General features: G+C 34.8%; 8 protein-coding genes. 4 read left to right on the forward strand and 4 right to left on the reverse strand.

The features are described 5' to 3' along the window. Window positions 1-592: 592 nt before the first annotated feature. The 3 genes from HMPREF9444_RS10335 to HMPREF9444_RS10345 are packed head-to-tail and all read right to left on the reverse strand — an operon-like array spanning window position 593 to window position 5,111. Entirely contained in the window at window positions 593-1,150 is a 558-nt protein-coding gene (locus HMPREF9444_RS10335; protein ID WP_009144395.1) for a hypothetical protein, read from the reverse strand. Between the two features lie 59 nt (window positions 1,151-1,209). Continuing rightward, window positions 1,210-3,093: a conjugative transfer system coupling protein TraD gene (gene traD / locus HMPREF9444_RS10340; RefSeq protein WP_009144396.1), complete on the reverse strand. Its 1,884-nt coding sequence runs from the start codon at window positions 3,091-3,093 to the stop codon at window positions 1,210-1,212. A 2-nt stretch (window positions 3,094-3,095) separates the two neighbouring features. Beyond that, window positions 3,096-5,111 carry a TraI domain-containing protein gene (locus HMPREF9444_RS10345; RefSeq protein WP_009144397.1) on the reverse strand — a complete coding sequence of 672 codons (2,016 nt, stop codon included), beginning with the start codon at window positions 5,109-5,111 and terminating at the stop codon, window positions 3,096-3,098. 425 nt (window positions 5,112-5,536) lie between these two features. Between HMPREF9444_RS10345 and HMPREF9444_RS10350 the strand changes: the two genes are divergently transcribed. The 4 genes from HMPREF9444_RS10350 to HMPREF9444_RS10365 all read left to right on the forward strand — a co-directional run bounded on the left by HMPREF9444_RS10350 (window position 5,537) and on the right by HMPREF9444_RS10365 (window position 10,553). Continuing rightward, the gene (locus tag HMPREF9444_RS10350; RefSeq protein ID WP_009144398.1) at window positions 5,537-6,610 is read left to right on the forward strand and encodes an AAA family ATPase; all 1,074 of its coding nucleotides are present in this window, start codon (window positions 5,537-5,539) and stop codon (window positions 6,608-6,610) included. Window positions 6,611-6,757: 147 nt separating this feature from the next. After that, window positions 6,758-7,924, forward strand: a complete 1,167-nt coding sequence (locus HMPREF9444_RS10355) for an McrB family protein (RefSeq protein ID WP_009144399.1) — start codon at window positions 6,758-6,760, stop codon at window positions 7,922-7,924. Window positions 7,925-7,947: 23 nt separating this feature from the next. Further along, complete coding sequence (locus tag HMPREF9444_RS10360) at window positions 7,948-9,348, forward strand: 5-methylcytosine restriction system specificity protein McrC (RefSeq protein WP_009144400.1); 1,401 nt, start codon at window positions 7,948-7,950, stop codon at window positions 9,346-9,348. A gap of 710 nt (window positions 9,349-10,058) precedes the next feature. Further along, window positions 10,059-10,553: a CinA family protein gene (locus HMPREF9444_RS10365; protein WP_040909573.1), complete on the forward strand. Its 495-nt coding sequence runs from the start codon at window positions 10,059-10,061 to the stop codon at window positions 10,551-10,553. Window positions 10,554-11,394: 841 nt separating this feature from the next. Here the strand turns inward: HMPREF9444_RS10365 and HMPREF9444_RS10370 are convergent. After that, entirely contained in the window at window positions 11,395-12,183 is a 789-nt protein-coding gene (locus HMPREF9444_RS10370) for an ATP-binding protein (protein WP_009144402.1), read from the reverse strand. Window positions 12,184-12,206 lie beyond the last annotated feature (23 nt).

The raw sequence follows: 12,206 nt of genomic DNA on the forward strand, positions 1-12,206 counted from the left end.
TGGTATTGACACCGGTCACTTCATATCAGTTTATATACTATATTTGAATAAGAATGATTTGCTTATAAAAATGTAGCGCAAATCGGTTGTTCTCATTATTTTTACGGTAGATTGGCGCATCTCTAATTATTTGATATTTCAATAATATTTTTCAAATGATATTTTTGTAATTAAGAAATTTTTAAATTTATAACAGGTTGGTGAAATTTAATAATTTACTTATTGATTTTAATTGATTTAAACTTGGAACTGTCGCTATCTTCACGATAGCGTGGATTGAAATGATGAATGGGGAATACCGGATGACTGCTTAAAGCGTCGCTATCTTCACGATAACGATAATTGAAATATTTTTGGCTAATTGCAGAAAGTAAAGCTGGAAACTATTGAGAATATATTTAGATGAATTTATCGTTGGTGATAAAAGCTGGGATTAAAATTCCCTAGCTTTATAGTATAAAAAGCTAAGGAATTTAGACTTTAAGTTTGACTACAAAAGCTGATCTTTTAATTTAACAGCATATGTTATCAAATCAAAAAGATCAGCTTTTTGTCTTCTGAATTATTAAAGTTTTACGTTTAACCTAATTTCCTACAACGTCTTAAACCCTAAATTGTAGATAAACTTGATGCCTAAAAGCATTATTAAAATTGCCTGTGCAACACACATGAGCTCTGCCAAGTCAAATCTTGTCTGAATTGCCAAAAAGAGGACAAAACTTGAAAATATTGTTAAGGCAAGTGAACTGGTAAATTTGACCGGATAAGGAGAACGATGGCGGCTTACGTCAATATCCTTTTTAAGATTGAAAATCACCATGGCAAGCACTGCAAATATTAATGCTTTCTGCCACACGGCTTTAAATGTCAGCACAAGACGTACATACACAAGATCGGTATAACATTCATCACTTGGTTTTTCATATTTATGTAATTTTTTGTTTTTATTCTTTTTAATGTTTTCTTTGATGTTGGCAATTATTTCATGCTTTTCTTTAAGCTCCGTTTGCGTGAACTTTTCTATTGCCGTGATTTCATTTTGTACATCTGCAAGCGTTACTTCTGAAAATCTTGGCAGGAAGCTTGTAAAGCGTGAGGAGACAAGCATAAAGATAAAGGCTAGAAAAAAGATTTTTACTATGTAATGCATGATATTAAATTCCACTATTTATTAAGATTAATAGGTAAGTTAATTAATTGTTTTTCCTTTTAATTAGGGGAAATAAGCGGAAGTCTGCCTTTAAAGATTTTGCCGTCGGCAAATAATCCTACAAATTCAAGGTCAGGCAGATATTGCAAAGCTTCAGGCGGGAAAAGAGGGCTCTTTTCCATACTGATGCTGCGGCTTGCTCCGTAATTGACGCCTGAAGATGAATCGTTTTCCATATAGGAGATGGATGAACTTTGACTCGGAACTGAGGTGTGCGGCATGGCTTTTGTGAAGATTTCGGCTGTAGCTGCATCCTTTAAGCGCAAGGAGATTTTATTATTGCAGTTGCCGATAATCTGCAGTGCTGCATCCTCGGAGCCGCTTCTTTTTGCCAGATCTGAAAAAGTTTGAGTGGCAATAGTTACGGCAAAGTCCGCGCCGCGGGATTTGTTTAAAAGCTGCACTAAAGGCTCGCCTGCCATTTCTCCGGCTTCATCAATAAAGACACTTACCTTGTGTCTTTGGGCTGAGTTGTGATAGGTGGAATTCGTGTAGATTTTTCCTGCCACCGCGCAGAGATCGGCAATTAAAAGTTTGCCTAAATATCCGCCTAAGGTCGGATCGCTTAAGCAGTTTAAGGAAACGTAGATGATGCCGTTGCCTGAGATAAGGTTATCAAGCGTAATCTCTTTACTGTTGTCGCTGTGCGGTGAGAGCATGGCGTTTAAATCGCCGCCGCACAGGGTTCTAAGACACGGCATTACGCTTGCCGTAAGTTTTTGGTAGTAGGAAGGATCCATCTGCGCTACCGAGAATAGGGTAAGGATATCGCCGTCGGTTTTAACGATATTGTGTTCACATAGGTAGTTATAAACAAGTTCAAGGTGAAAAATGATGGTATTAATGCCTTTGCGGTTTAACGGATCTTTAGCGTTTTCCTTATTAAAGTTTTTGGTTGAGGCTAAGGCGTCTTTTTCAGCTTTGGAGTATAAGGTTAGGTAAAACTGCTCGGCTTTAGGATTATTAAGAGATAACACCAGTTCTTTTATGTAATTATCCAAAATAACGCCGAATCTTTCCTGGTGACTGACCGATTGCAGCAGGTTTTTAAGATTTACTTTTTTATTTTCAAGAGTAAGGGCGGCAACGGCTGCGGTAATTGCCGAGTGAGCATGGGCTTTAAAGGATTGGGCGCTGCCACTGTCGGGCATCAGAGAAGTTATGCGCGAGGCGATTTCACTTGGTCGGTTGTAAGTGCCGAGCGGATTAATTTTTGATGATTCTTTAATATTTGCAAGGTTAATGACATGCAGACTGCGTTCTCGCCGGTTTTTACGGGCGCAGGCAGTAATACGGGATAAAAGATCGCTGTCGGATTTCGGATCGATGACGATTACGGTGTCGCCTCTTAATACTGCTTGGACGGTAAGCAGATCAAAAAGCCGCGTTTTGCCCGATCCTGTAGTGCCGAAAATAATCGTATGCAGGGTAAGATCGGATACCGGAATATAAAGGCGCTTTTCATTCTTAAAGTCCATATTCTGCAGGGCAAAAGAGCCGTGTCTTTTGCTGCTGTAGCTTTTAAGGCCCGATTGCAGCTGCTCGTGCAGTAATCTCGTATGCCGCGGCAGCCACTCAAAACCGTTTCCTAAGTAAAGATCGTCACTAAGTTTACTTTTGTACTGTAAAAGCTTACTTATAGTCAGAATGTTTAAATTATTATTTTTTCTTAATTGCAGATAGCGCTTGATTAGATAAGGCAGAGGTGAGGGCAGTAATATAATGCTTAGGATACAAATTACCGCGTCAAAGTATGAATTAAAAGCTGTTGCGATAAGGTATCCCTGCAAAATTGCGTATAAATAAAGCGAGCGCTTCATTTTAGGCGTGCTAAATGAGATATCGCTTGCAGCGTCAATAGTAAAAAGGAAAGGGGCTTTCATTATTATTTCTCCTGATTGTTTTCAAGTTCGTCAGAATTTGACGGTTTAACGAGTTTTCGGTTGTAGTCACCAAGCCATGACTCAAGTTTTAAAGAAATCCCGGGTTGTTCGATCTTTTGGACTTTAGGGAAATTTATTGTTGTTTTATAAGGACTATTTTTATTTTTTAATAAGAGATCGCGCTGTACGGAGGATTTATGTTTAAAGTCTTGTTGGTAAAAATCCTTTGCGCCGTTTAGCTTAGTCACATCCGGGCTTTGGTGTTCTGCAAGATCGATTCTGTCATTTTCCTCTTCATTTTCTTCTTCATCTAAATTTTCAGGAAGTGCAAAAGGGGAGGAAGATTCTTCTTCATTTTTATTTAAGATAGGACTTTGTAAGACATCGGATAATTTGCCGGTTTTGAGTTTTTCAGTTGCAAATTCAGTATGGAATGAAAGTTCGTTTTTTCTTATAACTTCTTGTGCATCAAGTATTCCCTGCTGTTTTTCATCAGCTATATATTGTGCTTTTAGTGATTTAGCCATATAGGCGTTTTCTGCACTTTCTTTAATGCCTTCACCAAAAATGGGGGTTATGAGAATTTCTTCATTTTCTTTTTCATTTTCATAAGGATTTAGGGCGTCGGTAATTTTAGGGTCGTTATTATCAACACACACAATTCCCGGATATTTATCTCCGTAATTTTTAATAAGATCGTTAATTAAAGACGGAGCTTCTCCTAACGGAATAGCATTACTAAGAAGTGTTTTAATGTTTTGAAGCCTTTGTACATTAAATTTAATTGTAAGACCGTATACAAAATACTTACCGTGAGAGGTTATGACTTTATGCCAGGCATAGACTTTATATTTGCCGCTTGCCAAAATATATCCTTGTTTGCTCCATTGTCTTGACAGATGCAGCCAGTCTTGGCGGTTTTCTTTATTTTCTTCACGGAAATTTTCGCGGGCGCCTGCATTTAAATCATTTAAGACCATGCTGTCATAAGCAATCAGTATGCCGTAAGGAACGACAAAAATTCCTTTATCTTTAAGCTCGTTAACGTCGGAATTATTTAAAAACTTAAGTAAAAGTCCTATAAGATAAGTATTGATATTAAGCGTGTAGGGGCCTGCAACTGAGGCACTGGCTTTAGCGCATTTTGCATCAGCCATTTGCACGCTTTTAAATAAAGCTGATTTTTTCAGGTAAAAGTCATTAAGCGGTATATCTGCATTTATATAGGCAAAAATCTGCGGCAAGCCTGAAGTTAAGAGAAATAATCCGATAAGGTGAAGCTCATCATGATTGCTTTGCCGTGAGCTGTTGAAAAACACTATAAGTTCCGTAGCTTTGGTTCTCAGGCAAAAATGATGCAGACTTTCAATATGCGGATTGAAGTGATCGTTGTTATTGTTATAAATAGAAAAATCCGTGACGACTTTGGCTATGTCATGATAAAGTCCTGCCAAAAACAAAGTGCATTTTATATTGCGTTTTCTTAATGAATCGTTAATGTCGTAATGATCAAAATAACGATTAATGCTTTCAAAAGCTGTACACAGCAAGTGACGAAAAAGTCCGCCTGGCTGGGCATCATGAAAGCCTTCAGATGCAGGAAGAGTAAGGCAGATAGAGGCGGCTCTTTTAATATACGGCAGGATATTGTTGTTAAAAAAGGCATTTTCCATTAACAGGGATCTGTATAGAGCGTCAATGATATCGCTGTTTTTGGCGATCAGATCTTGCGGGCTAATTACGGGAAAGCTTTTGGCATTGTTATCAAAAACTTTAAAAATAAGTTCGCCTTTATCATCGGTTAAGTTATAGCTCAGCCGCTTATTATGATCGCTATTTTTAAGGGTGAATTTCTCGTTTTTATGGGTTACGGAGTCAAAATTTAAAGCCTCGGCAACAATATTCTGACATTCTTTTATGATTTCATGAGGAAAGAAAAAAGCCGGATCGGTACAAGAATTTATCGGATCTGCTTGTAGTTTTGTTTTGTTCTTTAAAGATCTTAAATATCTGATCATTGTCTGGCTCCTTTTTGAAGGGAGCAAAGAATAGCAAATGTTTTTCAGAGACCTTTTCAGATACACTGCAAATTGCACACAACGCATTCATGGACGGCATAAATAAGCCATAAAATTTTGGGGGATATTTTTTTGAAATTTTTTCAGGTGTGGAGTTTCGGCGGTTTTAACAGGATTAGCAAATTGCTTAAAAGTTGATTATATTTAGTTGATCATGAAGATAGCCTTGAGGAAAGCAAAGAAAATTTCTGCTTAAAAAGCACAATTTTATTTAGATTTTTTTATTCTGATGATGATTTATTTTATTTTTCTCAATGTAATGTAAAAGTTTGTTGGGGATAATATTCATAATTTGCTATAGGATTGGTCTTATATTATTTTTATACATACAAACACAAACAGATAAAATATTTTGAGATAAAGATATGGTTGCACTAAAAATCTGGAAGATTGGTATCGGCAGAAATTCAGAGTCATCATATAGAGAATTAAAAGAACAATTCTGTGTATCTCAAGGATGGAGAGAATTTGGTGATTTATCTTTTGTATATCATAACAATGAAGATATTTCATCAAGGATTAAGGTTTTGAATCCTCAAGAGAACAGAGCTTATAATGCGTTTGAAGCTCTAATGTCAAAAATCAATCCAGGAGATATTGTTTTAGCTTTTGAAGGCAATGAGTTAAAAGGCATTACCCAGATGCCGGTTGATAATAACTCTCCGGTAGAGCCTGACGGATTTAAAAACAGCGGCTTTGTGTATTTTTATAATGAATCAGTTAATGAATATCGACAAAGTCTGTTTCCTGTTAAGTGGGTGGATTGGCAAGATTTTCGTAGTGAATTTTCTGATGATGCTTCACTTGATGTGCAGGGAGGTCAAGGAGTTGCAGGCATAGTAGCATGCGGTGGCGGAGATACGTTAGCTCCTATTAAGGAACTGATTTTAAAAAATTGGGACAAGTTTAAAGCAAAGCATAAAAATATTGTTGAATTTTCTCATGATGATCCTAGTGATCAAAAAATTCTGGCAAAACTAAATGCACTTCGAGAAACTCTTTCTGAAAGAAGACTAACGTCATATAAAAGGTATCAAGCTATGGTTAAACAACACTTTTCTGATATTTCAATTCTTGAACAAGAGTGTCTTGAACAAGAGTGTCTTGAACTTTTAAAAGCAAACTATAATTTAATTCTTTCAGGATCTCCCGGTACAGGTAAAACTTATTTAGCCAAACAATTAGCTAATAAGATAAATTATGAACGTGAAAAGATTAGTCCTAAAGAATATTTGATTGAAGCTATATTAAATAGCATTAATACAGAAGAGGAAAAACAATGGAAGATTAATCGAAAACTTTCGACTGATGCTTTTTTCAATAAGTTTTCAATTGAAAATCTAAAAAGTTTAACTTTAGAACAATATTGTATTGGAAGAGGGAATAAAGAAAATTTTTGCTGGTGGATAGAACGAGGAACATCATGTTTAGGTGGCTAACCAGGTTCATCTGAGACATATCTTATTTATTGGAATAAAAAACTAAAAAAATATGTTTGTGCCGGATATGCAAAAAAATTACAAGAGGAACATCCTGATTGGGAAATAGAAAAGATTTTTGAAGATATTCGTGGTAAGTTAGTTGCAATGGTACAATCAAAACCTGAAGATATTGCTAATTTTTCACGGTATTTTCGAAGTCATTTTATTTTAAAAGTTTTATCGTTGTATCAGCCGGATAAATTTTTCCCTATATCTAGTGAACCGCATCTTGACAATGTAATTAATCTGTTTAATTTGCAACAAATAAAAGGAAAGAACCCTTTTAATAAAAATAAAATTGTTTATGAATTTTATAAACAAACAATTTCAGAAGAAAAAATAAAAAAATTAGATCTTTCTTCATATGAATTTTGTGGTCACTTATATGGGAATTTTAATATTAAGGAAGGTGAACGTGATGATGGTGCCGGAAAAATTATGGTTTTGGGCAGCTATAAATTTGTTCAATTTCATCCGTCATATGATTATACTGATTTTGTTGAGGGCTTAAGACCAAGTTCAGATAATGATGAATATAACGATGATGTGAATAATGAAAGCGGCGATGATATTGTACAAAATGTTCAAAGCTCAATAGTAGGTTTTAGACGTGAGGATGGCATTTTTAAATCCTTATGTAAGGAAGCTATCATAAATCCTAATAAAACATATGTTTTGATTATTGATGAGATAAATCGGGGTGACTTATCTAAAATTTTTGGCGAACTTTTTTATTCGATAGATCCTGATTATCGTGGAGAAATGAACAAAGTAAAAACTCAATATCAGAATTTGGTATCAAAAGACGATGTTTTTGCTGATGGCTTTTATGTTCCGAAAAATATTTATATTATTGGTACGATGAATGATATTGATAGAAGTGTTGAAAGCATAGATTTTGCGCTTAGGAGACGGTTTGTCTTTAAAGAAATCAGTGCTGAGGACAGTAAAGCAATGCTTAATTCTTTGTCTGATGATGTAAAAGAAATTTGTCTTAAGAAAATGGATGCACTAAATAATAAAATCTATGATGTAAAAAATCAGGATGGTATAGATGGCTTAAATTCAGCATACCATATCGGTGCGGCATATTTTCTGAAGATTCAAAATTATATTAAAAAAGGTGAAACAGAAAGTTTAAATCATTATTCTGGAGCTTTTGAAAAGCTATGGAATAATCACCTTAAAGGTTTATTGTTTGAGTATCTAAGAGGGATGCCTGATGCACAAAATCAATTGAAAAAGTTAAAAGAGGCATATGATTTGGTCTAATAATATAACATATTGTTATTTATATGTTTTTAAAAGATAATTCAAAACATTCTATAAATAATAAAATAGAGCTGGATTGGCTGGGAACTTTGTCTGAAAAGACATTAGCGGAATTATTAAACGGTAGTGGTAATTCTGTATTTGTTTTAACTTCAGGAAATAAAGATGTGACTAATTCTTTATTAAAGCAATTTGTTGTTAATTTACAAAAAGAAGATGGTAAAGATATTGCTATTACAAATAATTTAGTGGGTTTTATCGGGCAAAGTAATAATCAACTGTCGATTTGTTCACGCTTTTGTAAGATTGATGAAACAAAAGATGAGCAGGAGGATTATTTCTTACATTATTTGTTAAGTAAGGTGTTTGCATTTAATCTTGTAGATTTTAAACATAATATGCAGCAAGCATCATTTTTAAATTTATTATTTTGTTTGTTTCCAAAATTTTTAAATGATGCAATGAGTCAGGGAATTTATAGAAAATACCAGAAAAAATCTTTTAATAATGATAAGGTTCATGGAAATATTGATATAAGTAGGCACTTAAAACTCAATATGCCTAACAACGGAAGAATTGCTTATGATTGTCGTGAATTAAGTCAGGATAACGATGTAACGCAATTAATTCGTCATACAATTGAATTTATAAAAGAAAAATCTTTTGGTAACAGTATATTAAACCGTCAGGCAGAAACAAGAAGCAACGTCTTAGCTTTAATTAATTCAACTTCATCATATAGAAAGCAAGATCGTGTCAAGATAATTGCACAAAATAGAAAGATAGTTGTCCATCCATACTATACAAAATATGTTATGTTGCAAAAATTATGTATTGCGATATTAAGGCGTGAAGATTTTAAATACAAGAAAAGTGAAAGTTCATTTTTCGGTTTAATTATTGATATGGCGTGGCTTTGGGAAGAATATATTGCTACCTTGTTGATTAAGTTGGAATTTAAGCATCCAATGAATTTAGGCGGAAGTGGGGCTGTATGTTTTGGTGCAAAAATTAATGGTAACTCTTACGAAAATTTGGAAGAATCTGATTTAAGGTTTAATTCTATTAGACGTTTCCCTGACTTTTATTGGGGCAGATATACTAAAAATACAATTATTGTTGATGCTAAATATAAAAATTATATAGATGCCGATAGAGAGCTAGAACGCAACGATGTTAACCAGATGCTTGCTTATCTTTATGGAATGAAAGGAAAATATGCGCTAATTTTATGTCCGGGAAGTTCGCTAGATGAAGAATACGAATATGCTCTTTTCGGTTGGGGAGAGCTGAATCAGGCAAGATTGATTGTGAAAAATATTGAAATAAAACAGTCTTTTGTAGATTTAAATGATTGTTTAATTTCCATGGAAAATAGTGAGAATAAATTAACTGGTTTTATTAAAAATTTGCAAGAAAGTTGATCTGCAAAAATAAAATATAGTGTTAATTGGCTGCTCTCATTATTTTTCAGGTAGATTGGCGTGTTGATAACTGTTTAATAGTTCAATAATATTTTTTAATTGTGTTTTTGTAAGCCAAAAATTTTTAGGTTTATAGTAGTTTAGCGAAAGGTAAGAGTTTACTTATTGATTTTTAGTGATTTAAACTTAATATAGTCGCTATCTATCTTCACGGGAGCATGGATTGAAACTCCATAGCACGGATTAAAGAGCCTTCGGTAAATGTTGATGGTGACTAAAAAGGTCCTTTTATAGAAAAAATAAAAATAATATATTTATATTTCAAATTGTTATTTTTATAAAATCCTTAAAATTTGACTTTTTAGTAGCCCGCGTGGATTGAAACATATTGCTGATAAAAGATTCATCGCTCCACTCATGTTACTTCCTTTATGGGATCGTGGATTGATACGATATATCAGTTTGATTTCTTTATTTCTTCTTTATTTTACAGTATTTTTCACTGTCACTGCTTAATTTTAATAAAGAGAGTAAATTTTAGATTAAAAATTTAAATTGACAATTTAAGATGAGTTATCTTCGCGATGTTGATGTGTATCTATTTTTCATTTTTACATTGTTGAGTTTCTTGTTAAGGATGCATGAGTTGTTTTTTTTATCCTAAAAGTGCTTATAATTCTAAAGGATATGGGAAAAAGAAAGTTAAAACTATGAATGATAATTTAGAACTTGCAAAACAGTTAGGTAAAATTTTTTCTAATAATCATAAGATGATCGCAACAGCCGAGTCTTGTACCGGAGGACTTATCGGAGCCTATATAACAGCAGTATCCGGAAGTTCCCGTTATTTTGATCGCGGATTTATAACATATTCAAATGAAGCAAAGTGTCAAATGCTTGGAGTAAAAGCTCAGACATTGTATAAACATGGTGCAGTAAGTCTTGAAACGGCAAAAGAGATGGCTGCAGGGGCATTAGCCAACTCCAATGCAGATATTGCCGTATCGGTAACGGGAATAGCCGGTCCTGATGGAGGAACCAAAGAAAAACCTGTCGGAACCGTATGTATAGGGGTATGTACTAAGGAAAGTAATTGTTTTGCAAAAGTTTTTTGTTTTAAAGGAAGTAGAGAAGACGTTAGAGAGCAAACGGTAAAAGAGGCGTTATCGTTGGTGCTTGAAACTTTAGCGACCTCTGGAGTCTAAAATAGCTTTTAGTAAAGAAATAAAACGTGTCTGCAGATTTGCAGGCACGCATGAGATTAATAGAGTGCTACTCTTAATTATATTTTAAATGTCCGTCCGTCATGTTATAGACCGAAGCTAAAGCAAGATAGTTTATTTTGATCTTTTGCTTTGTATGTTAATTATTATCTAATTTATAACAGATTTTCTGTTTTTGTCGACTTATAAAAGAAGTTTTTGTAGTTAAGGCTGTAAGCGTAAAGAAATATATTTACACATCAAAAGATGTAAAGAGTAAATATTTTTAGCGGTTAAAAGCTGTTCAGCGCTAAATAAACTTGCTCTTATCCTGGTTACAGATATGAAATATATATGTTACGTAAAAATGTATCTACTATTGTAAATAATGCTTTTTACAGTTTTGTTAAATCTTAAGTAGAATAACTATATGTTTTATAAAATTTCTTTTACCATTTTTTCGGCTTTGCGGCTTTACACTTTAATAAATAGATAATGTGCAAAACAGGTTATTTGAATTATAAGTGTAAATGGTGGGTATCTGTATGATTTACATAGTGTTTTCTTTTTATTGCAAGAAAAAGCTGATTTTGCCGATTTACAGCAGACGGACTTTAGTGCTGCGTAAACAGCAATACATCAACAGTTGCCGACTACATTAAATAGTGTGAAAAATTTTATGTTTTCTGGATATTCCACGCTAAAGGATCAGGCAATCCACGATTTTTACATTCTCAATCCGCTTTAAGGATCCGCTATAATTTGCTTTTGGGATCTGATAGCCTTTAAGGCTGCGGGACCTTGTTTGTTTATAAATTAGGACCCGCCTCATATTTTCCTCCCCTTATTCTTTTACGTTTTTATACTTCATCAACGGGTTTCTTAAAGACCTCATATTGAGATTTCCCAAAGTAATGGTGAGACTGTTCTGCACGATGCGATCGATAATAGCCTCAGCCATGGTGTTACCGCCAAGCATTGCGTGCCAAGACTCTTGTTTACTTTGAGTGCAGAATATGGTGCTGCTTGTTGTATAACGTCCTTCCATTACGTCAAGCAGGAAAGAACTTAAACTGTCGGAAGAGGCCCGCAGCATCCATTCGTCAATCACCAATAAAGCCGGTCTTATATATTTTTGCTTTAAGTTTTTTAAAGAGCGGTTATAGTGATAACAATCTTCAAGCTCCTGCTGCAAATCGGGAAGCCTTATATATTTGACTCTATAGCACTTGCCGACAGCCGCTTTGGCAAGCGCACAGGCGATATAGGTCTTGCCGGCACCGGTCGGTCCTTCGATGATGATGTTGGTCTGACTGCGTATAAAATCACAGGTCCCGAGCTCTATCATCAGCTCCCGGGACAACATGCGTTCGGACTCATAGTAAAGTCCGGCGATCGCAGCCTGCGGCTCTCTTAATGTCGCGTTTTTAAGCAAGTTATTGATTAACTCGTTGATGCGGTTTTGGTACAAGCGGTTGGTGATCACTTCAAATTTGCCGATAAAATCGAGATTTACGCACTCGGGATCTGCGCACAGCTCATCAACATAGTCGGAGAGCTCGGCAAGCTTAAGCTCGGTAAGTTTGCGGATGACATCATCATGCAGATAGTGTTTAGTATTAACGGGAGTCATTATGCTTTACCTCCGCTGCGTTG

Origin of the sequence: Succinatimonas hippei YIT 12066 (genome assembly GCF_000188195.1) — a bacterium.
Taxonomy (GTDB): domain Bacteria; phylum Pseudomonadota; class Gammaproteobacteria; order Enterobacterales; family Succinivibrionaceae; genus Succinatimonas; species Succinatimonas hippei.

Coding starts and splice junctions, on each gene's coding strand:
- HMPREF9444_RS10335 (WP_009144395.1), bottom strand. CDS start 1,150: ATGCATTACATAGTAAAAATCTTTTTTCTAGCCTTTATCTTTATGCTT.
- traD (WP_009144396.1), bottom strand. CDS start 3,093: ATGAAAGCCCCTTTCCTTTTTACTATTGACGCTGCAAGCGATATCTCA.
- HMPREF9444_RS10345 (WP_009144397.1), bottom strand. CDS start 5,111: ATGATCAGATATTTAAGATCTTTAAAGAACAAAACAAAACTACAAGCA.
- HMPREF9444_RS10350 (WP_009144398.1), top strand. CDS start 5,537: ATGGTTGCACTAAAAATCTGGAAGATTGGTATCGGCAGAAATTCAGAG.
- HMPREF9444_RS10355 (WP_009144399.1), top strand. CDS start 6,758: ATGGTACAATCAAAACCTGAAGATATTGCTAATTTTTCACGGTATTTT.
- HMPREF9444_RS10360 (WP_009144400.1), top strand. CDS start 7,948: ATGTTTTTAAAAGATAATTCAAAACATTCTATAAATAATAAAATAGAG.
- HMPREF9444_RS10365 (WP_040909573.1), top strand. CDS start 10,059: ATGAATGATAATTTAGAACTTGCAAAACAGTTAGGTAAAATTTTTTCT.
- HMPREF9444_RS10370 (WP_009144402.1), bottom strand. CDS start 12,183: ATGACTCCCGTTAATACTAAACACTATCTGCATGATGATGTCATCCGC.